This is a genomic window from Faecalibacterium sp. OF03-6AC (genome assembly GCF_003478175.1).
Taxonomy (GTDB): domain Bacteria; phylum Bacillota; class Clostridia; order Oscillospirales; family Ruminococcaceae; genus Faecalibacterium; species Faecalibacterium taiwanense.
In genome coordinates, this window is sequence record NZ_QUEN01000008.1 from 1 (window position 1) to 21,823 (window position 21,823).

Genomic DNA, 21,823 nt, shown 5'->3' on the forward strand with positions numbered 1-21,823 from the left:
GGAAACGGCATCTGACCGTGAGGTATATGCGCCGCAGCTGCATTGCAGCTGCGGCGGCAAAAGCGGAAGAGTCCTCTCCCGGAACTATTCAGGTTTTCAGGATCTTCGCAGGGTCAGCCAGACTGCAGCAGCCAGCATGGGCAGCATTCCGATCAGGCCAATGGGTGCCGGGCCCAATACATTGTAATAGCTGTCTGCCGGGTTCGTCAAAACCACAAACAGCGCTGCCACCGCATTGAATGCGCCGTGTGCGATGGACGGAACCCAGATGCACCCGGTCTTTTCATAGAGCCAGTCCAACAGGGTATTGAGCGCAAAACAGACTATGCACCACACGAAAAGGCCCAGCACTGGCGCACCCAAGTAGTTGGTGCCGTATTCGTAGCCCACCAGCAGCATCAGCGGCCAGTGCCAGACACCCCAGATCACGCCGCCCAGCAGGCGGCCGTTGAGCAGGCCGAGCCGCTCCTTCAGGTGAGGCATCATATACCCGCGCCAGCCGGCTTCCTCGCCCAAAGCTGCGAACATATTGATGACCGGAGCCAGCGTGACCGCGAACAGACCTGTTTCCAGCATGTAGCTGAGGTTGGATACGCCCAGCTCCCTGCGCAGGGTCTGAGCGTCCATCTCGCCGCCGTAGGCCGCTGCCAGCCAGCTGCCGGAGAGGTCCAGTCGATGCGGGAACACCGCAAAATAGAGCACTGCGGCCAGCACCGTGAATACCGCCGGGCCGAACCACGCCGCCAGCCAGTAGCGCCGCTTGCCCTGCACCTTCCAGCCGATGCCGGTGGGCTGGCGCAGAAAGACCTTTTGCACCAGCAGCACCGCCAGAAGCGGGCAGAGCATGGTGGCGACCAGCGCCAACTGATACAGCACGGCATTCTGCTTTTGCAGCAGCGCCATGCAGCCGCCGACCTGACACAGCCATGCCAGACCAAATGCTAACAGGAAATAAAGGCCGAAGCCCTGCTTTTCTTTTGTGGTCATACGAACTTCACCGCCGTTCCATAAGCAATGACCTCTGCCGCGCCCTGCATGACGCTGGCGGAAGCGTAGCGCATCCCTACAACTGCATCCGCTCCAAGGGCCTCTGCATCCTTGACCATGCGTCCTGTGGCGATCTGCCGGGCTTCGGTGAGCATATCCGCGTAATCGGTCACTTCACCGCCCACCAGCGTGCGGAACCCCGCCATCAGATCGTGGCCCAGATTGCGGCTCTGCACCGTGCTGCCGCGCACCACGCCCAGCGCTTCCAGCTTTTTGCCGGGCACTTCGTTAATAGTTACGATAAGCATCTTCTTCTCCCTTTCCGATCTCTTCAATGCGTTCCAGCAGCACCTTCAGCGTGCCCACGATGCACCCCACCGGGATGCCGAACAATACGATGAGCAGCGGCAGCGGCGGCGCTTCCTGCGGGTCGCTGTAAAAGGCCCACGCCATCGTTGCGATCACAAAAGCCATCAGCGCCACAAAAAGGGCAGCGCCGATACAGGCACCGCGGATGCGCTCGCCTTTTCGGTCTGTGCGTTCAATGTTCACAAAGGTCACTCCCTGTTCCTCCCGTGCAGCAAGGCGCGCAAGCGTCTGCTCCACATCCAGTTCTTCAAGGTTTCCGGAAGCCTTTTCCAATACGGTACAGAAGCCGATGGCTTCGTCCAGATCCTTGCGGCGGGTGCTCAGACGTTCCAGCTGCTGGGCCATTCCCTCGGCCAGCGTCTTCTGCCCTTCCAGCATTTCCCGGATCTCGGCCAGCGGCACATCCAGCTTGCGCAGCAGCTTGATGCGGCGCAGGCGTTCCACGTCCGCCTGCGAGTAGCTGCGGTAGCCGTTGCCCGGCTCGCGGCTGGGGGTAATGAGCCCCTCCTCCTCGTAAAAGCGGATGTTCTTTTTGGTCACGCCCACAGCGGCTTCCACTTCGTTGATCTTCATGGTTCCGGTGCCTCCTTACGTGCCTATGTTACACCTTCCAGAAAGGGGAAGGTCAATAGATTTTAATAGAAAAGTGAGACTCCCCCAGTCTGCTTCGCAGACAGCCCCCTCGGAGATGGGGCCTTTGGCAAAACATAAAACTTTGCCGCACTGCCAAAGGCTCCCTCCTTGAGGGAGCTGGCGAGCGAATGCGAGACTGAGGGAGTTTCTTCCTTTAAAAATAGCACTTGATCTGGAACCGGTCGGCGCTGTCCTGCTTTTTCTCCACCACAATGTGCTCATGGTTGAAGTCGAAGTGCACCGGGGTGCACAGGTCGGTATTGCGGGTCAGGCGCAGCAGCTCCTGCACCCGCTTTTTCTCCTCCGGCACATAGAACAGGTAGCTCACGCCTTCCTTTTTAGCACGACCGGTGCGGCCGATACGGTGGGTGTAATGTTCGTTCTCGCTGGGCACATCGTAGTTGATCACAGCATCCACATCCGAAACATCGATACCGCGGGCGGCAACGTCGGTGGCTACCAGAATGGCCAGCTTGCCGTCCCGGAAGTTCTGCATGATCTGGTTGCGCTCCTTCTGGGAGAGGTCGCCGTGGAGGCAGTCTACCGAGAAGCCCAGCCGTGCCAGCTGGTTGGCCAGAGTGGCAGTGTTGAACTTGGTATCGCAGAACACCATCACCCGCTTGTAGTTCTCACCAATGATGATCTGTGCAAGGTCGGAAAGCTTGTTGCGGCCGGAGGTCTCCAGCATATACTGGGTGATCTTGGGCTGGCTTTCTTCCTTGGGCTGGACGGTGATCTCCTCGGCGTTGTGCTGGTACAGCCAGCCGATGTCCATTACCTCGCGGCTGATGGTGGCTGAGAACATGGAGAGGGACTTGCGGGCCTTCATCATTTCAATGATATGCCGCACATCCTTATAGAAGCCCATGTTCAGCATTTCGTCGGCCTCGTCCAGCACGATCTGGGTCACATGGGAGATATCAATGGAATGGTGCTTGTAGTGGTCCATCAGACGGCCCGGCGTTGCCACCACGATCTGGCAGCCCTCGGCAAGGCGCTTTGCCTGCTTTTCCATGTTGGCACCGCCGTACACGCAGGCCACCTGCACTTCGGGCATGAAATAGGTCAGCTCTTCCAGCTCCTGCGCGATCTGCTGGGCCAGCTCCCGGGTGGGGGCCATGATCACAGCCTGCGGGTACTTGTTTTCCGGGAGGATATGCTCCGCCACCGGGATGCCGAAGGCACAAGTCTTGCCGGTGCCGGTGGGGGCTTTTGCGATCACGTCATAGCCCGCCATCATGACGGGGATGGTCTTTTCCTGAATTTCGGTCATTTCGGCAAAGCCCATGCGCTCCACGGCCTTGTGGATGGCATCGCTGCACTGCAACTCACTGTAAAGCATCTGATTCTCCGTTCCTTTGTCGTTTTATATTCTGAACCCAGTATAGCATGAAATGCCGCACTTGTCAGCAGAGAAACAAAAAGAACCGCACCCGGGGTCACGGGTACGGTCCTCAATGCACAAAGATCAGGCGGTCTCTTCCACGCTCTTCTTGCCTGCTTCCAGCTTCTGCTTGAAGCGGCCGCTGGCCTTGAAGCCGGGGATGGAGGTGGACTCCAGACGGCTGGAAACCTTGGTCTTGGGGTTGGTGTAGGCCTTGGGCTTGCGGGGACGCATCTCAAAACGGCCAAAGCCTGCGATGGTCACCTTCTCGTCTGCGCGCAGGCAGTCGGCGATCTGGTCAAACATTGCATCCATCGTGGTCTCGACCTGTGCTTCGGTGAAGCCGGTCTTGCGTGCCACAGTCTCGATCATCTGGGAACGGGTCATGTATCTATATCCTCCTGGAGTGTCCAAAAGTAACGTCTTTTGGCAAATTTTGCGTTGTTGAGTATAACATAATTCACACACTGTTTGCGACAGATTGCGCACAAAACGTCATTTATTGCGCACGAACTTATGTAATCTCTATCCGTCCTTCACAAATACAGCGCCCGCTGTTTTGGCGGGCGCTGCAAAAAAGCATTTTACGGGTAATTCGTGAGGTAATTATTTGCGGTGATACAGGGTGGCAATATCCACCAGCGGGATATTTTCCAGACTGTGATCACTGCGCAGGCAGTTCACCAGAGCGTTGGCGGTATCCACTGCGGTGATGCAGGGGATGCTCAGTTCCACAGCCTTGCGGCGCAGGCGGACGGAGTCGCGCTTGGGGTCACGGCCCTTAGCGCTGGTAGAGAACACATAATCCACCAGACCGCTCTGCAGCAGGTCCACGATGTTGGGCGACTCGCCGGACATATTGCGCACCTCGTTGCAGGGCACCATGTGCTTGTTGAGCCATGCGCAGGTGCCGGAGGTACCGTACAGCTTGTAGCCCATGCTCTTGAGCTTCCATGCGATATCCACGAACTCCGGCTTGTCGCTGTCCTTCACGGTAAAGATGCAGCAGCTTGCAGGGCCGGGGGTCTTGAAGGTGTAGCCCGCGCCGATGAGGCCCTTGAGCAGGGCATCGTGGTAGTTGGGGGCAATGCCCAGCACTTCGCCGGTGGACTTCATCTCGGGGCCAAACTGGGTATCCACACCGTGCAGCTTTTCAAAGCTGAACACAGGCACCTTGACGGCCACATAGGGTGCGTTGGGGTGCAGGCCGGTGCCGTAGCCCATATCTGCCAGCTTTTCGCCCAGACAACAGCGCACCGCCAGATCCACCATGGGCACGCCGGTGACCTTGGAGATATACGGCACGGTACGGGAGGAACGGGGGTTCACCTCAATAACGTACACCTTGCCGTTGGAAACTGCGTACTGCACGTTCACCAGACCGGTGACATGCAGCTCGCGGGCAAAGCGGCCGGTGTAATCCACCATGGTGTCGATCTCGGCCTGAGTCAGGTGCTGTGCCGGGTAGACGCAGATGGAGTCGCCGGAGTGCACGCCGGTGCGCTCCACCTGCTCCATGATGCCGGGGATCAGGAAGTTCTCGCCATCGCAGATGGCATCCACTTCGCACTCGGTGCCCAGAATATACTTATCCAGCAGCACAGGGTGATCCATGTCCACATGCTCGGTGATAACGCCCATGTACTCGATCACGTCCGCCTTGGTGTAGGCCACGATCATGTTCTGACCGCCCAGCACGTAGGAGGGACGCATCAGCACCGGCAGGCCGATCTCGTCGGCGGCAGCCAGAGCCTCGTCCAGATTAAAGACAGTGCGGCCCGGTGCGCGGGGGATCTTGCAGCGCTCCAGCAGCTCATCGAAGCGCTCACGGTCCTCCGCTTCATCGATGGCATCTGCCGGGGTGCCCAGAATGGGCAGGCCGATCTCGTCCATGTGCTTTGCCAGCTTGATGGCGGTCTGGCCGCCGAACTGCACCACGCAGGCATCCGGCTTCTCGGTGGCAATGATGTTGTCCACGCTCTCCGGGTTCAGCGGGTCGAAGTACAGACGGTCGCCGGTGTCAAAGTCGGTGGAGACGGTCTCGGGGTTGTTGTTTACCAGGATGGCTTCGCAGCCGTGCTTCTTCAGGGTCCACACACAGTGCACCGAGCAGTAGTCGAATTCGATGCCCTGACCGATGCGGATGGGGCCGGAACCAAAGACCAGAACCTTCTTTTTCCTGGGCTCGCCCTTGGCAGATGCTTCGGCTTCCTTCTCGGCAATGAACTCAGCAGCTTCGTTGTCGCCGTCGTAGGTGGAGTAGAAATAGGGGGTGTTGGCCGAGAACTCGGCAGCACAGGTATCCACCATCTTGAAGCCGGCGCGGTAGTTCTCCACGGGCAGGGTGTCCACCTGAGCCAGACGCTTGATGGTCTTATCCTGGAAGCCGTACTTCTTGGCAGTCTTGTACTGTTCTTCGGTCAGCACGCCGTTGCACTTGGCAAGACCATTTTCCAGATCTGCCAGATGCTGCATCTTGTCCAGGAACCACCAGTCGATCTTGGTGATGCGGTAGATGGTCTGGTGGTCGATGCCGCGCTTGAGGGCCTCGTACACGCAGAACACGCGCTCCGCGTCCTGAACATGCATGTGAGCCACGATCTCGTCATCGGTCAGCTCTTCAAAGGGCTTGTGGGTCAGGGTGTCCATACCCAGCTCGATGGAGGAGACCGCCTTCATCATGGCAGCCTCGAAGCTGTTTCCAATGCTCATCACCTCGCCGGTGGCCATCATCTGGGTGCCCAGAGACTTGTCGGCGTAGACGAACTTATCAAAGGGCCACTTCGGGTACTTGACCACGATGTAGTCCAGAGCAGGCTCAAAGCAGGCGCAGGTCTTGCCGGTGACATCGTTGGTGATCTCGTCCAGCGTGTAGCCAATGGCGATCTTGGTAGCCACCTTGGCAATGGGATAACCGGTTGCCTTGGAAGCCAGTGCGGAAGAGCGGGACACACGGGGGTTGACCTCGATGACCGCATAGTCAAAGCTGTCCGGCTTGAGGGCGAACTGGCAGTTGCAGCCGCCTTCGATGCCCAGCTCGGTAATGATGTCCAGAGCAGCGGTGCGCAGCATCTGGTATTCGTGGTCGGTCAGGGTCTGGGAGGGAGCCACGACCACCGAGTCGCCGGTGTGGATGCCCACAGGGTCCAGGTTCTCCATGTTACACACGGTGATCACGTTGCCCTTGTGGTCGCGCATGACCTCATACTCGATCTCTTTCCAGCCGGCGATGCACTTTTCCACAAGGATCTGATGGATGGGGGAAAGGCGCAGGCCGTTGGTGCCGATCTCGATGAGCTTTTCGCGGGTCTCGCAGATGCCGCCGCCGGTGCCGCCCATGGTAAAGGCCGGGCGCACGATGACCGGGTATCCGATGCGGTCGGCGCAGGCCAGAGCGTCCTGCAGCGTCTCCACCACCTCAGAGGGAATGATGGGCTGATGCAGCTTTTCCATCGTCTCCTTGAACAGCTCGCGGTCCTCGGCACGGTCGATGGTCTCGGGCTTGCAGGCCAGCAGACGGATACCGGTGCGGTCCAGATAGCCGGAGCGGGCCAGCTCCATGGACAGATTCAGGCCCATCTGACCGCCGAGGTTCGGCAGCACGGAGTCCGGCTTTTCGATGTCCAGAATGCGCTCCACGACTTCCAGCGTCATGGGCTCGATGTAAACATGGTCGGCCACATCCGGGTCGGTCATGATGGTTGCGGGGTTGGAGTTCAGCAGAACGGTCTCGATGCCCTCTGCCTTCAGGGCGCGGCAGGCCTGCGTGCCGGAGTAGTCGAACTCCGCAGCCTGGCCAATGATGATGGGGCCGGAGCCAATGACCAGCACCTTCTTGATTCTAGGGTCCTTCGGCATTTCAGCGTGCCTCCTTTTTTGCTGCTTTGACGTTGTTCAGGAAGCGGTCGAACAGAAACTCGGTATCCTTGGGGCCGCCGTTTGCTTCCGGGTGGAACTGCACGGTAAAGCAGTTCCACTTCTTGTACTTGATGCCCTCACAGGTGCCGTCGTTGGCGTTCACCTGTGCCACCTCGCCCATCTCGGCGGGCAGCTCGTCGCCCACCACAGCGTAGCCGTGGTTCTGGCTGGTGATGAAGGTGCGGCCGGACTCAAAGTCGGTCACAGGCTGGTTGGCACCGCGGTGGCCGTATTTGAGCTTCATGGTCTTGGCACCGGCTGACAGAGCACTCAGCTGGTGGCCCAGACAGATGCCGAAGGTGGGGATGTTCAGCTCAAAGATGTACTTGAGGTTCTCGATGACCTCCACGGGTTCCGCCGGGTCGCCGGGACCATTGGACAGCATGATGCCGTCCGGAGCAAGGGCCTTGATTTCCTCTGCCGTTGCAAAGGCGGGCATGACCGTCACCTTGCAGCCGCGCTTGACAAGGCAGCGCACGATGTTGCGCTTGCAGCCGTAGTGCATCAGCACGATATGGGTCTCGCCCTGCGGGTTGAACACCTCGGGCTTTTCACAGGTAACATTCTTCACCGCATCGGTGACGGCGTAGGCGCGGATCTGAGCCAGCAGAGCCTCGGTCTCGGCCTTGTTGGCCGGGTCGGCGGGATCAAAGGTGGTCAGGATGGCACCGTTCATCACACCGCTCTCGCGGATGATGCGGGTCAGGTGGCGGGTATCGATGCCCTCAATGCCGATGGTGTTGTTCTTTTTCAAAAAGCTGTCCAGCGTTTCCTCGCAGCGCCAGTTGGAGGGGGTGGTGCAGGCCTCGCGCACGATGTAGCCCTTTGCCCAGATGCGGTCGGACTCCATGTCGTCCTTATTCATGCCGTAGTTGCCGATAAGGGGGTAGGTCTGGGTGATGATCTGGCCATAGTAGCTGGGGTCGGTCAGGGTCTCCTGAAAGCCCACCATGCCGGTGGCAAAGACCACCTCGCCCACGGTGACGCCCTCGGCACCCACCGACTGGCCGGCAAAGACCATGCCATTTGCCAAAAGAAGATATGCGTTCATAGTTTTCCTCGTTTCAACACATTACAGGGTCTGCTTTGCTTCCTGCTTCATCTTGCGGCTGCCCAGATGCACCAGCGGCAGCTTGCCTTCCTTGCAGATGGGGCACTCTTCCGGTGCGTAGTTGGGCAGATCCAGCTTGAGGGCGCTTGCCACGATGGGAATGGGAGACGGAGCCTCGGGCTTGGTGCGGTCCACCACGCAGGTGATGCCCACGCAGATGCCGCCGTTCTCTTCGATCACGCGCTTGGTCTCCAGAGAGGAGATGCCGGTGGTGACCACGTCCTCAGCGATGAGGCACTTCTCACCCGGGTGGATGGCGAAGCGCTTCAGGGTCATCACATTGTCCACGCGCTCGGTAAAGATGGCGCGCTTGCCGGTCTGGCGGGCCAGCTCGTAGGCGTACACGATGCCGCCCATGGCCGGGCCGACGATCACATCCACGTCCATTTCCTTGACCTTATCTGCCACGCTCTTCATGACCTCGGCGCAGCGGTCGGGGTACTGCTGCAGATAAGCCATCTGGCAGTATGCGCTGGAATGGCGGCCGGAGGACAGCAGGAAGTGACCTTCCAGGAACGCGTCACAGCTCTTCAGGATCTCAAGTGCTTCACTCATTGTACTTCTCCCTCTCTTTTATAAAAATGTCTTTTGAACGGTATTGTACCACGCTTTTGCGTGATTTGCAAATTTATGCAGTAGCTTTGTTTTTATACGTATAAATCAGTGTTTATGCTGGTACATCAATTGGATTATTCAGCATTCCGGGCACATCCGCGGATCTCGTCCAGCGTTTTCACGCCGTTCTTGTCCATCCATGCAGCCATCTCGTCGGCAATGGTCTCCATGGCGCGGGGGGTGGCAAAGTTTGCGGCACCCACCTGCACCGCCGCAGCACCGGCCATGATGAACTCCAGTGCGTCACGGCCCGTGGCGATGCCGCCCAGACCCACCACCGGGATGTTCACAGCGCCCACGGCCTGCCACACCATGCGCAGGGCGATGGGCCGCACCGCCGGGCCGGACAGGCCCGCAAAGATGTTGTTGAACACCGGGCGGCGCTTTTCCAGATCAATGGCGCAGGCCTGGAAGGTGTTGGTCAGGCTGATGGCGTCCGCGCCGGCGGCTTCCACAGCCTTGCACATCTCAGGGATGTTCTCGGCCTGCGGGCTCAGCTTGACCATCAGGGGCTTTTTGCAGGCAGCGCGCACCATGCGCACCACCTCACCGGCAGCTTCGGCTTTCACGCCGTAGGCCATGCCGCCCACCTTGACGTTGGGGCAGGAGATGTTCAGCTCCACGATGTCCACTGCGCTGTCGCTCAGCATCGCGGCACCTTCCACATACTCTTCCTCGCTGTGGCCGCCAAGGTTGGCAATGGCCACCGTGCCGTACTTCTGCTTCAGTTCCAGCATCTCGGGCAGCTCCACGTCAATGAAGTGCTGCACGCCGGGGTTCTGCAGGCCGATGCTGTTGATGAGGCCGGAGGGGGTCTCCCACAGGCGCTCGCCCTTGTTGCCGTACTGGCCGTGCAGGGTCAGGCCCTTGCCGGAGATGCCGCCGATCTTGGCAAAGTCTGCCAGCTCTTCGTACTCCACACCGTAGCCCACAGTACCGGATGCGCCGATGACCGGGCTGTTCATCACAAAGCCCAGCAGGTTGGTTTTCAGGTCAGCCATCAGAAGAACACCTCCGTTGCATCAAATACCGGGCCGTTCTTGCACACGCTCTTGCCCTCGCCGCCTCTGGTCTCGCAGGTGCAGCCAAGGCAGGCACCAATGCCGCAGGCCATCTTCTTTTCCATGCTCACAAAGCAGGGGGTACCCTTCTCGGCACACAGGCGGGCGGCGTTCTTCATCATGACCGTGGGGCCGCACACCAGCACCACATCGTAGTCGGCGGGGTCGTACAGCTGGGTGACAAAGCCGTGGAAGCCCACCGCGCCGGTGTCGGTGGACACCTTGACGAGGTTTGCAATCTCGCGGTACTCCTCCATGCAGTAGGGGGCATCCCGGAAGCCGAAGAACACATCCGGCTTCACACCTGCCGCTGCCAGTTCACGGGTGAGCTGGAACATGGGCGCGGTGCCGATGCCGCCGCCCACCACAGCGATCTTTTTGTACTTGCTCAGGATGTCCGGCACATCAAAGCCGTTGCCCATAGGGCCGGTGAGCTGGAAGGTATCCTTCATTTTGAGCTGCGCGATCTTTTCCGTGCCCTCGCCCACCACCTGATACAGAAACTCGATGGTGCTGCTGTCCGGGTTCCAGCGGTGCACGCTGATGGGCCGGGACAGGAAGGGGGCTTCGTCTGCGCCCCATGCACGCAGGGTAAAGAACTGGCCTGCGTGGGGTGCGTGGTCGCGGTCCGGCCAGACCACCGTCAGCAGACGGATGTCCGGGGCAATGACCTCATTGCGCAGGACAGTGGCTTCACAGCAGGCTGCACGCATGAGCAATGGCCTCCTTCATATTCACACATTCGTTGTAAGCGGCTTCGTCAAAGGCAGTGCCCGGCTGCTTCTTATAGGCCAGCAGGATGCCGCGGCTGGAGTTGACCACGCCGCCGTTGCCCTTGGTGAGGTACTGAGCAATATCCTCAGCCTTGCCGCCCTGTGCGCCGTAGCCGGGGATCAGGAAGAAGCTGTCCTGATACTTTGCACGGATCTCGGTGGCCTCCTCGATGTGGGTGCCACCGATGACCAGACCGATGGAGGAGTAGCCGTGCTCGCCCATGTAGTCCTTGCCCAGAGCGTTCAGCTTGTCGCCCACCAGATCGTAGACGTGGCGGCCGTCGGCCAGCTTCTCATACTCAAAGTCCTTGGCACCGCCGTTGGAGGTGCGGCAGAGCACGAACATGCCCTTGCCCTGCTTTTCGGCGTAGGGCAGGTAGGGGCTGATGGAGTCCAGACCCATATAGGGTGCCAGCGTGACGAAATCGCTCTCGAAATCGCCAGTAAAGTGACCCATGGCGTACATCTCGGCGGTCTTGGCAATGTCGCCGCGCTTGATGTCGGCGATCACCGGCACACCGGCCTCACGCACAGCCTTCAGGGTGTCGGCGTAGGCCTTCATGCCCTCAAGGCCCAGAGACTCGTAGTAAGCGATCTGCACCTTGTAGCAGCCAGCCACTGCCTTGGTGGCATCGATGAGCTTCCTGTTGAAGCGCACGATGTTCTCGCCCTTCGTCAGGGTGCTGTCCACGAAGTCGGCGGGCAGGTAGCTGAAATCGGTATCCAGACCTACGCACACCGGGCCGCGGGCTTCCACTGCTTCGTAAAGCTTATCCATGTTGGTCATTGTGGGTTCCTCCTGTTTGCTCTCTTATCGATTCTCATCTTATATAGTGTTGTTTTTTTAATCCTCTGCCTGATAGGTCAGCTTGCCGCCCTTGATGGTGGCGCAGACCTTACCAAACAGCTGGGCACCGTCGAACGGGGTGTTGTGAGATTTGGAGTGCAGCTTGTCCTTGTCCACGGTGTAGGGGGTATCCAGATCCACCAGCACCATGTCGGCATCATAGCCCGGCTCCAGCTGGCCCTTGGCAAGGCCCAGAATTTCTGCCGGGCGGGTGCTCATCAGGTGCACCAGCACTTCCAGCGGCAGGCCTTCCTGCTTGCAGAGCTTGGTGTAGCAGACGCCGAAAGCGGTCTCGCTGCCCACCATACCGGCCATGCCCTTGAGCTTGTCCTCTTCGGAGTGGGGCGCGTGGTCGGTTGCAATGGCATCCACGATGCCGGTGCGGATGCCGTCCACCAGCGCCTGCACATCGTCGGCGGTGCGGATAGGCGGGTTCACACGGTAATCGCAGGTATCATTGGTGAACCACAGGTGGTGCGGGGTCACCTCGCAGGTGACGGGTGCCCCCCGCAGCTTTGCCATCTGGATGGCATCCAGCGCACCGCGGGTGGACACGTGGCACATGTGCAGCTTGGTCTGGTAGTATTCGCTCAGCCAGCAGTTGCGCACCGTCTCGATGTCCTCAGCCAGACGGTAGTCCCACGGGCTGATCTCCATATCCTCGGCGTGGCTCATCACGGTGATATCCTTCTGGGTGCAGATGGCGAAAGCCTTTGCCATGGTGGCATTGTCCTGCACGCCGTGGCCGTCCTCGGTGATGAACTTCACACCGGCAGGCAGAGTCTTGAGGTGGTCGATGCTCACACCGTCAAAGTTCTCGGTGATGGAGACGGTCTGGTTCACATCGCACAGGCCTGCTTCGGCAGCCTTCTGCTCCACCATGAACGCCTGTGCCGCAGAAGAGCACACCGGCTTTGTGTTGGGCATCAGGTTCACGAAGGTGTAACCGCCGGCGGCTGCGGCGCGGCTGCCGGTCTCGATGTCCTCCTTGTACTCAAAGCCCGGGGTGCGCCAGTGGCAGTGCAGGTCCACAAAGGCGGGCAGCACGGTCAGCCCGCCGGCATCAATGACCGTTTCGTTCTCCCCGGCCAGTGCCTCCAGCTCCTGACCTACAGCAGCGATCCTGCCGTCCTTTACAAAAATCTCAAGCGGTCTTCCTTCGGTGTTCACAGCATTTACAAGCAGCATCGCAGTTCCCTCCTGATTTGCGTTTGTCTGGTTCGGCTTTCCGGCTTACGGGCAAAAAAAAACTTTTCCCCGCAAAGGGAAAAGCTCATTCCACAAAAAAAGGAAACAACGAACCCACGGCAAAACCGGATGCGAACTGCTTGTTCAGTTTGGTGCACATCGCGCTTTTCTGCATGGTGCTGTCTCCTTTTATAAGTCTGGAATCTTTTCATAATATTTTAGCATAGAAGCGCGAAATGTGTCAATGCTTCCGCATATATTTTGTTGCAAAAAGGTTTGCCGCTTCCCTCTCGGAATTTTAGCTACTCTACCCAAAAGCAGTTTTTCCCCGCCAGATTCAGGGTTAGTCACATCAATTCCTAGCATATTGCTGTACATTCCCGTCCGGGTGTGCTATTATAATATGGTCAAAAGAGTCAGAGGCTGTTTTCATGGCAGAGGCGTGATTTTTATTCAGAGCAGCTTCATCGGAATCAGGAAAGAGAGGGTTTTCCCATGGGTTTGTTGGAGGACGCGCGGAACATCCAGCGCAAGGACCCCGCTGCACGCAACGTGCTGGAGGTCATTTTGCTGTATCCGGGCTTTCACATTCTGGTGTATCACCGCATTGCGCACTGGCTGTACCAGCACAAGCGGTTCTTTCTGGCCCGGTGGGTCAGCCAGCACGGACGCCGCCGCACCGGCATCGAGATCCACCCCGGTGCCACCATCGGCAGATGCCTGTTTATCGACCACGGCATGGGCATCGTGTTCGGCGAGACCTGCGAGATCGGGGACAACTGCACCATCTACCACGGTGTCACTCTGGGCGGCACCGGCAAGGACACCGGCAAGCGCCACCCCACTCTGGGCAACAACGTGCTGATCGGTGCGGGCACCAAGGTCCTTGGCCCGGTGTATATCGGGGACAACTCCCGCATCGGCGCAGGCAGCGTGGTGCTGCGCAATCTGCCCGCCAACTGCACCGCCGTGGGCGTGCCCGCCGAGGTGGTGCGCATCAACAACAAGGCCGTGAACCCGGCGGACGATCTGGACCAGCAGGATCTGCCGGATATCGTAGCCCAGCGCCTGACCGATCTGGACCGCCGTCTCGGCGCGCTGGAAAACGCTGCGCAGGGCGACACCCCGCCCACGGCAGCGCAGATCGCCGCACGACAGAAGTCGTAACGATTCAGAATGCCCTCCGCTTGCGCTCTGGGCATTATTCAAGGAATTTATATTCTTTAAAAGCAAGTCGGAAAATCCTGCGGGATTTTCCGACTTGTCTTTTCACTGGAGCGGGCACAATGAAGAAGTGGCCTGTTTCCCAGCTGTGCGGCTGTTTCCGCAGGAAACAAGCACAGACAGATCAAGTTTCCCTCTTGGACCCTTTCCGTGAAAATGCAACAGCGGACAGCCCGCAGGCTGTCCGCTGTTGCTCTATTATAAGATATTTTTCCGCTGAAGATGCCCAGAGCGCAAGCGGAGGGCATTTTCAATAAACCCTTTTTCCGCAGCCTTCCCCGGCGCAGAGAGCTTTCACCTTCTGCACCGCAGCGGCCACCAGATCACTGATGGGCTGTTCCGGCACACCCACGATATAGTTTTCACAGTGGTTCACCGGGATGAGCACCCGCGTCGCATGGCTCTGGCACACGGCTGTGGCCATGGCGGGCGTGATCTCGCCCAGCAGTGCATCCGCAATGACGATGCCGATGGGCCCCACGATGATATCCGCGCTGCGGCAGTTCACCACCACGGCGTTCTCGCCGGTGGCGGCACGCGGGGCACCGGCCTTGCGCATGGCGTTTGCCGCCAGACTGTTGGTGCCCACCGCAGTGAGCCGGGCCTCCGGACACTGCGTGCTCAGGGCTGCCACCAGCTGTTTGCCAAGGCCCCCGCCCTGCCCGTCGATGACGAGCACATTCATCGGCTGCATCAGAAGTCGATTTCCTCAAGGCGCAGCAGCGCGATGATATAGATCTTCACGGCTTCCAGCAGCTTGTCGATGGGTGCCGCTTCGTTTGCACCGTGCATCGGGCCGCCAAATTCCGGCAGCGGCAGGTCCACATGCTCGGGGCCAAAGCTGACCGCATAGGGGAAGTGGCGGGCATAGGTGCCGCCGCCCATGGTGAAGGGCTTGGCGTTCTCGCCGGTCACTTCGTTGTAGGTGTTGATGCAGGCCAGAATGGCGGGGCTGTCTGCTTCAATATAGAAGGGCTTGGCAACGGTCACATCGCGCAGCTCAGCGCCATCGCCCAGTGCGGCACGGATCTGCTCGGTCATCTTCTCGCCGTTGGTGCAGGTGGGGAAGCGGCTGTCCATGGTCTGGAAAATGCGGCCATCTTCCATGTAGATGCGTCCGCCGATCACGGTCAGCGGGCCAAAGGGGCCGTCGGCGCAGTTGATGCCCAGACCCTCACCGGCAGTAGAAGCGTGCAGCTTGCGCACAGCCTCCAGATAGGTGCGCTCGGTCTCATTGCACAGGCCGTTGTCCAGCAGGTAGTTCACCACCAGACCAATGGCGTTCACGGTGCCCTGCGGCATGGCTGCGTGGCCGGACTTGCCCCAGCCGCGGATGCGCACGCCGTCGCCTTCCGGTTCCAGCGTGATGTTGGGGGCATTCTTCAGCTTGGAGATGTCGGTCCTGACCAGCGCACTTGCACGGTCGGGCACGGCGTTGTTTGCCACGCCGCCCTCGATCTCCACGATGACACCGTTACACACCGGGCTGACGATCTTGGCGCCGAACTGGCCCTTCTCGCCGTTGCACACCGGGAACTCGGCATCCGGGGTGAAGCAGAAGGCCGGAGCCGGGTAGTTTTTGAGGTAGTAGTCCACATCCTGCATGTGGGTCTCCTCATTGGTGCCTGCCAGTGCGCGGATGGGGTAGCGCAGCTCATAGCCCTGCTCCTTGAGGAACTTCAGGGCATACAGGGTAGCCACCATGGGGCCTTTGTCGTCGGCAACGCCGCGGCCCAGCAGCCAGCCGTCCTGAATGCGCATGGTGAAGGGGTCGGCCGTCCAGCCGTTGCCCACGGGCACCACGTCCACATGGCAGATGGTCGCCAGATACTTTTCAGGGTCCTTGCCGGCCAGCTCTGCATAGCCGATGTAGTTTTCGCAGTTGCGGGTGGCAAAGCCCATGCCCGCAGCCAGCTCCAGCGTCTTGTCCAGCGCTGCACGGGGGCCTGCGCCGAAGGGTGCACCCTCTTCCGGGGTGCCCTCTACGCTGTTGACTGCCACCAGAGCGGCGATATCCTTCAGCAGCTGTTCCTTGTTTTGCGCAATATATGCGTCGATTTTCTGATTCAGTGCCTGATCCATGATCTTATCGTTCCTTTCCGTCCGGCAGCTTTGCGTTGCCGGTTCCAAAACACCTTTTTATTTTAGCATACTCAGCGGCAAAATACCATTGTCAATTGTTGTTCTTTGCCGGAACATGGTCTTTTTTCCTCAGCCCACCGAGAACAGGGTGCTCAGCGCACCCAGCAGGCCCGCACTGGCCAGACCCATGATGATGCCCGCCAGCAGCACGCCGCCCATGCAGGCCCTGACCACATCCTTGAACTTCATATCCAAGATCGAGCCCGCCAGCGTGCCGGTCCACGCGCCGGTGCCCGGCAGCGGGATACCCACGAACAGCAGCAGCGCCACCACAAGGCCGCGGCCCGCCTTGGCTTCCAGTGCGCGGCCGCCTTTCTCGCCTTTGACGATGCAGAACTTGCAGATGGGCCCGATAAGGGGCTTGTGGTAGCCCCAGATCAGGAATTTGCGTGCAAACAGATAGATGAACGGCACCGGGATCATGTTGCCCACCACGCACACCAGATAGGTGGGCAGGATGGGCAGGCCCATGCCAAGCCCGATGGGGATGGCTCCGCGCAGTTCAATGAGCGGCACCATGGAAACAAAAAATACCAGCAGATAGCTTTTGAGCATAGAGTCTCCTTTTTCCTGCTCTTTCCGGGAGAGCAGGCATTTTTTACAGGTTACAGGTCAATGTCCAGCTCCACCGGGCAGTGGTCTGAGCCGAAGATCTCGTTGTGGATCTCCGCCGCGCGGATCTTATCGGCAATGCGGCGGGACACGATGAAGTAATCGATGCGCCAGCCCGCATTCTTCTCGCGGGCGTGGAAGCGGTAGCTCCACCAGCTGTACTTCACCTCATCCGGGTGCAGCACGCGGAAGCTGTCGGCAAAGCCTGCGTCCAGCAGTTCGGTCATTTTACCGCGCTCCTGATCGGTAAAGCCTGCGCTCATGTGGTTGGTCTTGTCGTTCTTGATGTCGATCTCCCTATGGGCAACATTCAGATCGCCGCACAGGATCACCGGCTTTTTTGCGTCCAGTGCCAGCAGGTAGGCACGGAAGGCATCCTCCCACTCCATGCGGTAGTCCAGACGCTTCAGCCCGTCCTGACTGTTGGGGGTATAGCAGTTCACCAGCCAGAACTCCGGGTATTCCAGCGTGAGCACACGGCCCTCGTGGTCGTGCTGCTCAATGCCGATGCCGGTGGTCACGGCCAGCGGCTGCTCACGGCACCAGCAGGCCGTGCCGGAGTAGCCCTTCTTCTCGGCAGAATAGGTATACTCGGTGTAGCCATCCGGCGCAAAATCCGCCTGACCGGGCTGCATCTTGGTCTCCTGCACCGAAAAGATATCGGCATCCAGAGCCGCAAAGCTCTCGGCAAAGCCATGGGTTAGGCAGGCGCGCAGGCCGTTGACGTTCCAGCTGATTAGTTTCATAGGTATACTCCTCTTTATGTTATGCCTGATATTTGGTTTTCCATACACCGCTGCGGAAGCGGAGCACAAAGCATGTCACGCGGCAAACCCAGTCAATGATCATTGCGATCCACACGCCCACAGCGCCCCAGCCCATGCGCACGCACAGCAGGTAGCTGAAGCCCAGCCGCCACACCGCCATGCTCAGGATGGACACGATCATGGTGAACTTCACATCGTTGGCTGCACGCAGGGCGTTGGGCAGCACGAAGGACAGGGTCCACAGCAGGATGGCAAAGCCTGCATGGATACGTACCAGCAGCTCAGAAAGCACCATCGTCTCACCGGACAGCGCGTAGATGCCGATGAGCTTGTGCAAAAACAGCAGGATGGCACCGTTGGAAAGACCCATTGCGATGTAAGACCACACCGTCAGCTTGCGGGTATAATAAACAGCCTGCTCGTCGTCCCGCGCACCGATGCAGCGGCCCACCACCGTGATCATGGCAAGGCTCAGTGCCTTGCCGGGGATCACGCCCATGCCGTCCAGATTGTTTGCCACGGCGTTTGCTGCGATCTGCGCTGTGCCGAAGGTGGAGATCATGCTCACCACCAGAATGCGTCCGGCCTCGAACAGGCTGTTCTCAAAGGCGGACGGGATGCCGATGCCAAGAATGCGCTTTGTCATCTTTGCATCCAGCCGGGTGGTCTTGGGCACCGTGATGGCATTGCCCTTCTGGTAGCACTTGCGCAGGATAAGGGCCGCTGCCACCACACGAGACAGCACGCTGGGCCATGCAACACCGTCTACGCCCATTTTAAATCCGAAGATGCACACTGCGTTGCCCACAATGTTGATCACGTTCATCAAAAAGCTGATCTGCATGGAGATCTTGGAGTTGCCCATGCTGCGGAACAGAGCCGCGCCGCCGTTATACAGTGCCAGAAACGGATAGCTGAGGGCGATCACCTTCAGGTACAGCACGCTGGCATCCAGCACATCGGCATCGATGGCACCGTAGAACAGCCGGATCATCGGCCTTGCAAAAACAAAACAGAATGCCCCCACCAGCAAACCGAATACGCCGCTGAGCAAAAGCAGCTGGCCAGAGCTTGCATCGGCATCCTTCTGATCCCGCGCACCCAAAAACTGGCTTACCACCACTGCGCCGCCAGTGGCCAGCGCCGCAAACAGCACGATGATGAGGTTGTTGATCATGTCCACAAGGCTGACACCGGAAATGGCCGCTTCGCCGCAGCGGGACACCATCATGGTATCGGCCATACCCACGGTCACTTCCAGCAACTGCTCCACCAGCAGCGGGCCGGTCAGCAGCAGCAGTTCCTTTTGTGTGAACAGCGGCTTCCGCCCTCCGAAGAGCGGCTTTTTTGTTCCGCTCACCGCCTGACTTTCCATTGATATGCTCCTTTCCCCGTTCCGGGCCATCCTGCCCGGACACATACGCCCGCCCTTCGCAGGGCAGACTTCCCATTGAATGTATTCATCTTAGCACACAGACCGGTTCTTGTAAAGAACTGTCGCATTCTGCGTCTTTTTTTCCGCCGTTCCGGGCCGCACCGGCTCATTTTTATGCTTGTTCGTCAGTTTGCCGGGAACTTTTCGTTGAATTTGTGCGTTTCTCCAAAAATGCGATTTTTCGCACGTTTATTGGTGAAAAATCGAAAAAAGGGCTTGTAATTCTTCCAAAAAAGTGGTATGTTGTATCCAACAAAGGTGTTACGTTGGATACATGGACTTCTACGAGCGGTTCTTCGCTCAGCACAAAACCTTTGTTCTTAAAATTGCTATTTTCTTCATTTACCTTCTTATCATTTACCCTGCCTGCCCCGCAAGGGGCAAGAAAAGCGATGACTCAACCTGCACGAGTCACCGCTTTTTCTTTTTGTCTGCGGAAGATGCTTCCCGCGCAGAGCGTAGTCGCGTGTCTGAAATTTTGCTCCTTTTGCAAAAGGCATCGCCGCCGGATACGTTCTCTTTTGCGTGCCAAAAGAGAACCAGAAAAGCACCCGCTACTTTCGAGGCGCGGGAGGCACGAACTAGGGGCTGCTCGCCCCTAGTGACCCCAAAGCTGTTGGGCTCCATACAAAAAATCCAAGTCGCTTCGCTAAAGGATTTTTTGTGTTCCGCCGATTTGAAGTCGCTTACGCGACAAGCCGTGCGGGCAAGCTTTCTCTTTATCCGCTGCGCGACAGCCGCAGGCTGACAGCAGCAAGATGCCGTCAGCCGTTACGGCCCTTACCGTGAAAAAGCAAATCAGGAAGATCCGCAGATCTTCCTGATTTGCAAATATAAAAATATTTTTCCGCTGATGATGGCGCAGCGCACACCGAGCCATTTTAAATCTTCAGCCCTTCACAAGTTCCGCAAACGCTTTCCGCACATCGCCAGAGAAATACAGCGTGCCCAGTGCGCACACCGGGCCTTCGCCGCCCAGCTCCACCGCCCGGGCCACGCCCGCTTCAATGGAAGCTGCCGCTTCCGCCCTGCAGCCATAGGCCCGGGTGTGTTCTGCCAGCGTTTCGGCAGGCATGGCGCGCGGCGTGTGCGCCGCCACCGTGACGAACCGCACCGCCAGCGGTGCCAGCAGGCTGAGCATCTGGTCCACATCCTTGTCTGCCATGATGCTGACCAGAAAAACGAACTTCTGCCCGGGGAAGCGGTCTCTCAGGCTCTGCACCGTGGCACGCATTCCGTGGGCATTGTGGCTGCCGTCCAGCAGGAAGGCGGGCGCGTGCCGCAGCAGTTCAAAGCGGCCCGGCCAGCTGACCGTTTCAAGACCGGTACGGATGGCATTTTCCGGGATGTTCCAGCCATGGGTGCGCATCACCCGCAGAGCCGTGATAGCCAGCGCCGCATTGCGCGGCTGGTAGCTGCCGATCAGGGGCAGGTGCACATCCGTCAGGCCGTCAAAGTCGAACTCCACCGCGTCAAGGCTGCCGCCCTCGTATTTCAGCCTGCTGAAATCCACCTCGGTCAGCTCGGCGTGCTTTTCCGCTGCCGCGCGGCGGATAACAATATCTGCCTCCGGCACGCCGCCGTAGCTCACCACCGGGCACTCTTCCTTGATGATCCCCGCCTTGGCGGCGGCAATGTCCGCAAGGGTAGGACCAAGCTCCTTCACATGATCCATACCCAGTGCCGTGATGACTGCGCACTCCGGGGCATCAATGACGTTGGTGGAATCCAGCGTGCCGCCAAGGCCCACCTCCAGCACCACGATCTCACATTTCTGCTGGGCAAAATAGAGCATTCCCAGCGCCGTGATGATCTCAAACTCGGTGGGCACATCTTCCATGGCATCGGCGGCGGGCTTTACCTGCTCCACCAGTTTCACCAGCTCTTCGTCCGGGATCTGCACGCCGTTGATCTGGATGCGCTCGTTGAAGCGGTTGATGAAGGGCGAGGTGTACAGGCCCACCCGATAGCCCGCGGCCTGCAGGCAGGATGCCATCATGGCGGCGGTGCTGCCCTTGCCGTTGGTGCCTGCAACATGCACGAATCTGAGCTGTTTGTGCGGGTCGCCCAGTGCGGCCAGCAGGGTGCGGGTGCGCGTCAGACCGGGCTTGTGGCCGGCCCACTGGACCGCATGGATGTATTCCATTGCCTGTTCGTAATTCATTGTAATGCCTCTTTTTACTTTTTCACCATCTTCATCAGGGTACGGTTCTCCAGCAGGATGCGCAGCAGCACAGTGTTCACCGCAGCCAGGATCAGTGCATTGGGGATGCGCACTGCCAGCGTTGCCCACGGGTAGCCGTAGAAGATGCGCAGTGCCAGCGAGGTGATGACCATGGAACCCACAAAGTGTCCCAGCAGCACGCTGATCTGCAGCCGCAGTCCGGTGCGCAGCCCGGGCAGCTTCCGCCATGCAAGCCCCGCCACCAGACCAATGGCACCCGCGCCCAGCGTGATGAGCGGGTTGATGGCGTAGCCTGCCAGCACGCCGCCGATCATATCGGCCACAGCGCCCACGGCAAAGCCGGCACCGGGGCCGAACAGCAGCGCTGCCAGCAGCACCGGCAGGCTGCCCAGATTGAACCGCACAAAGCCGGTGGAGATGCTCAGCACCCGGCTGAACACGATGCTCATTGCCACCAGCAAGGCCAGCATGGTGAGCGTGCGGACGGAATTTTTCGAGTTGTTCATATCAACTGTCCTCCTTGCAAAAGGAATACCGGGCGGGCGGTCTGCACAAACAAAAACGCCCTCCCT

General features: G+C 59.1%; 21 protein-coding genes. 2 read left to right on the forward strand and 19 right to left on the reverse strand.

Annotated features, from left to right (window positions below; genetic code table 11):
• Positions 1-96: 96 nt before the first annotated feature.
• From DXA66_RS09935 to DXA66_RS09990, 12 genes are all read right to left on the reverse strand, one after another.
• Positions 97-987, reverse strand: a complete 891-nt coding sequence (locus tag DXA66_RS09935) for a CPBP family intramembrane glutamic endopeptidase (RefSeq protein ID WP_118528603.1) — start codon at positions 985-987, stop codon at positions 97-99.
• Positions 984-1,295 (reverse strand): heavy metal-binding domain-containing protein, encoded by a 312-nt coding sequence (locus DXA66_RS09940; RefSeq protein ID WP_005944222.1) that lies wholly within the window; start codon positions 1,293-1,295, stop codon positions 984-986. Before DXA66_RS09940 ends, DXA66_RS09935 begins: the two co-directional genes overlap by 4 nt.
• Positions 1,276-1,929, reverse strand: a complete 654-nt coding sequence (locus tag DXA66_RS09945) for a MerR family transcriptional regulator (RefSeq protein WP_005944220.1) — start codon at positions 1,927-1,929, stop codon at positions 1,276-1,278. Before DXA66_RS09945 ends, DXA66_RS09940 begins: the two co-directional genes overlap by 20 nt.
• A gap of 214 nt (positions 1,930-2,143) precedes the next feature.
• Positions 2,144-3,331: a DEAD/DEAH box helicase gene (locus DXA66_RS09950; protein ID WP_005944218.1), complete on the reverse strand. Its 1,188-nt coding sequence runs from the start codon at positions 3,329-3,331 to the stop codon at positions 2,144-2,146.
• Between the two features lie 126 nt (positions 3,332-3,457).
• A complete protein-coding gene (locus tag DXA66_RS09955; RefSeq protein WP_118528605.1) occupies positions 3,458-3,760 on the reverse strand; it encodes an HU family DNA-binding protein in 303 nt (100 codons plus the stop codon).
• A 219-nt stretch (positions 3,761-3,979) separates the two neighbouring features.
• Entirely contained in the window at positions 3,980-7,231 is a 3,252-nt protein-coding gene (gene carB / locus DXA66_RS09960; RefSeq protein WP_118528607.1) for a carbamoyl-phosphate synthase large subunit, read from the reverse strand.
• 1 nt (position 7,232) lies between these two features.
• Positions 7,233-8,342, reverse strand: coding sequence for a carbamoyl phosphate synthase small subunit (locus DXA66_RS09965; RefSeq protein ID WP_118528609.1), 1,110 nt, complete (start codon positions 8,340-8,342; stop codon positions 7,233-7,235).
• A gap of 21 nt (positions 8,343-8,363) precedes the next feature.
• On the reverse strand, positions 8,364-8,957 hold the full coding sequence (gene pyrE, locus DXA66_RS09970; RefSeq protein ID WP_118528611.1) for an orotate phosphoribosyltransferase: 594 nt from the start codon (positions 8,955-8,957) through the stop codon (positions 8,364-8,366).
• Between the two features lie 134 nt (positions 8,958-9,091).
• Entirely contained in the window at positions 9,092-10,018 is a 927-nt protein-coding gene (locus tag DXA66_RS09975; RefSeq protein WP_118528613.1) for a dihydroorotate dehydrogenase, read from the reverse strand.
• Positions 10,018-10,791, reverse strand: coding sequence for a dihydroorotate dehydrogenase electron transfer subunit (locus tag DXA66_RS09980; RefSeq protein WP_005944199.1), 774 nt, complete (start codon positions 10,789-10,791; stop codon positions 10,018-10,020). Before DXA66_RS09980 ends, DXA66_RS09975 begins: the two co-directional genes overlap by 1 nt.
• A complete protein-coding gene (gene pyrF, locus DXA66_RS09985; protein WP_097774360.1) occupies positions 10,772-11,638 on the reverse strand; it encodes an orotidine-5'-phosphate decarboxylase in 867 nt (288 codons plus the stop codon). Before pyrF ends, DXA66_RS09980 begins: the two co-directional genes overlap by 20 nt.
• A 57-nt stretch (positions 11,639-11,695) precedes the next feature.
• Complete coding sequence (locus DXA66_RS09990) at positions 11,696-12,886, reverse strand: dihydroorotase family protein (protein ID WP_118528615.1); 1,191 nt, start codon at positions 12,884-12,886, stop codon at positions 11,696-11,698.
• Between the two features lie 495 nt (positions 12,887-13,381).
• Here DXA66_RS09990 and epsC point away from each other — a divergent pair, with 495 nt between their 5' ends.
• The gene (gene epsC, locus DXA66_RS09995; RefSeq protein ID WP_005944190.1) at positions 13,382-14,053 is read left to right on the forward strand and encodes a serine O-acetyltransferase EpsC; all 672 of its coding nucleotides are present in this window, start codon (positions 13,382-13,384) and stop codon (positions 14,051-14,053) included.
• A gap of 307 nt (positions 14,054-14,360) precedes the next feature.
• Here epsC and DXA66_RS10000 read toward each other — a convergent pair whose 3' ends face one another.
• The 5 genes from DXA66_RS10000 to DXA66_RS10020 all read right to left on the reverse strand — a co-directional run bounded on the left by DXA66_RS10000 (position 14,361) and on the right by DXA66_RS10020 (position 19,006).
• On the reverse strand, positions 14,361-14,795 hold the full coding sequence (locus DXA66_RS10000; RefSeq protein ID WP_118528759.1) for a DUF3842 family protein: 435 nt from the start codon (positions 14,793-14,795) through the stop codon (positions 14,361-14,363).
• Positions 14,796-14,803: 8 nt separating this feature from the next.
• The gene (locus DXA66_RS10005; protein WP_118528617.1) at positions 14,804-16,192 is read right to left on the reverse strand and encodes a Sapep family Mn(2+)-dependent dipeptidase; all 1,389 of its coding nucleotides are present in this window, start codon (positions 16,190-16,192) and stop codon (positions 14,804-14,806) included.
• Between the two features lie 129 nt (positions 16,193-16,321).
• The gene (locus DXA66_RS10010; protein WP_118528619.1) at positions 16,322-16,807 is read right to left on the reverse strand and encodes a small multi-drug export protein; all 486 of its coding nucleotides are present in this window, start codon (positions 16,805-16,807) and stop codon (positions 16,322-16,324) included.
• 50 nt (positions 16,808-16,857) lie between these two features.
• Entirely contained in the window at positions 16,858-17,610 is a 753-nt protein-coding gene (locus DXA66_RS10015; protein ID WP_118528621.1) for an exodeoxyribonuclease III, read from the reverse strand.
• A gap of 19 nt (positions 17,611-17,629) precedes the next feature.
• The gene (locus tag DXA66_RS10020; RefSeq protein ID WP_118528623.1) at positions 17,630-19,006 is read right to left on the reverse strand and encodes an MATE family efflux transporter; all 1,377 of its coding nucleotides are present in this window, start codon (positions 19,004-19,006) and stop codon (positions 17,630-17,632) included.
• Between the two features lie 334 nt (positions 19,007-19,340).
• Between DXA66_RS10020 and DXA66_RS10025 the strand changes: the two genes are divergently transcribed.
• A complete protein-coding gene (locus DXA66_RS10025; protein WP_118528625.1) occupies positions 19,341-19,814 on the forward strand; it encodes a hypothetical protein in 474 nt (157 codons plus the stop codon).
• A gap of 141 nt (positions 19,815-19,955) precedes the next feature.
• Here DXA66_RS10025 and DXA66_RS10030 read toward each other — a convergent pair whose 3' ends face one another.
• A complete protein-coding gene (locus DXA66_RS10030; protein WP_118528627.1) occupies positions 19,956-21,230 on the reverse strand; it encodes a folylpolyglutamate synthase/dihydrofolate synthase family protein in 1,275 nt (424 codons plus the stop codon).
• A gap of 14 nt (positions 21,231-21,244) precedes the next feature.
• A complete protein-coding gene (locus tag DXA66_RS10035; protein ID WP_118528629.1) occupies positions 21,245-21,757 on the reverse strand; it encodes a folate family ECF transporter S component in 513 nt (170 codons plus the stop codon).
• Positions 21,758-21,823: the final 66 nt, after the last annotated feature.

Bases quoted from the DNA above. Each gene is read 5' to 3' on its own strand.
- DXA66_RS09935 (WP_118528603.1), bottom strand. From the start codon at position 987: ATGACCACAAAAGAAAAGCAGGGCTTCGGCCTTTATTTCCTGTTAGCA.
- DXA66_RS09940 (WP_005944222.1), bottom strand. From the start codon at position 1,295: ATGCTTATCGTAACTATTAACGAAGTGCCCGGCAAAAAGCTGGAAGCG.
- DXA66_RS09945 (WP_005944220.1), bottom strand. From the start codon at position 1,929: ATGAAGATCAACGAAGTGGAAGCCGCTGTGGGCGTGACCAAAAAGAAC.
- DXA66_RS09950 (WP_005944218.1), bottom strand. From the start codon at position 3,331: ATGCTTTACAGTGAGTTGCAGTGCAGCGATGCCATCCACAAGGCCGTG.
- DXA66_RS09955 (WP_118528605.1), bottom strand. From the start codon at position 3,760: ATGACCCGTTCCCAGATGATCGAGACTGTGGCACGCAAGACCGGCTTC.
- carB (WP_118528607.1), bottom strand. From the start codon at position 7,231: ATGCCGAAGGACCCTAGAATCAAGAAGGTGCTGGTCATTGGCTCCGGC.
- DXA66_RS09965 (WP_118528609.1), bottom strand. From the start codon at position 8,342: ATGAACGCATATCTTCTTTTGGCAAATGGCATGGTCTTTGCCGGCCAG.
- pyrE (WP_118528611.1), bottom strand. From the start codon at position 8,957: ATGAGTGAAGCACTTGAGATCCTGAAGAGCTGTGACGCGTTCCTGGAA.
- DXA66_RS09975 (WP_118528613.1), bottom strand. From the start codon at position 10,018: ATGGCTGACCTGAAAACCAACCTGCTGGGCTTTGTGATGAACAGCCCG.
- DXA66_RS09980 (WP_005944199.1), bottom strand. From the start codon at position 10,791: ATGCGTGCAGCCTGCTGTGAAGCCACTGTCCTGCGCAATGAGGTCATT.
- pyrF (WP_097774360.1), bottom strand. From the start codon at position 11,638: ATGACCAACATGGATAAGCTTTACGAAGCAGTGGAAGCCCGCGGCCCG.
- DXA66_RS09990 (WP_118528615.1), bottom strand. From the start codon at position 12,886: ATGCTGCTTGTAAATGCTGTGAACACCGAAGGAAGACCGCTTGAGATT.
- epsC (WP_005944190.1), top strand. From the start codon at position 13,382: ATGGGTTTGTTGGAGGACGCGCGGAACATCCAGCGCAAGGACCCCGCT.
- DXA66_RS10000 (WP_118528759.1), bottom strand. From the start codon at position 14,795: ATGAATGTGCTCGTCATCGACGGGCAGGGCGGGGGCCTTGGCAAACAG.
- DXA66_RS10005 (WP_118528617.1), bottom strand. From the start codon at position 16,192: ATGGATCAGGCACTGAATCAGAAAATCGACGCATATATTGCGCAAAAC.
- DXA66_RS10010 (WP_118528619.1), bottom strand. From the start codon at position 16,807: ATGCTCAAAAGCTATCTGCTGGTATTTTTTGTTTCCATGGTGCCGCTC.
- DXA66_RS10015 (WP_118528621.1), bottom strand. From the start codon at position 17,610: ATGAAACTAATCAGCTGGAACGTCAACGGCCTGCGCGCCTGCCTAACC.
- DXA66_RS10020 (WP_118528623.1), bottom strand. From the start codon at position 19,006: ATGGAAAGTCAGGCGGTGAGCGGAACAAAAAAGCCGCTCTTCGGAGGG.
- DXA66_RS10025 (WP_118528625.1), top strand. From the start codon at position 19,341: ATGGACTTCTACGAGCGGTTCTTCGCTCAGCACAAAACCTTTGTTCTT.
- DXA66_RS10030 (WP_118528627.1), bottom strand. From the start codon at position 21,230: ATGAATTACGAACAGGCAATGGAATACATCCATGCGGTCCAGTGGGCC.
- DXA66_RS10035 (WP_118528629.1), bottom strand. From the start codon at position 21,757: ATGAACAACTCGAAAAATTCCGTCCGCACGCTCACCATGCTGGCCTTG.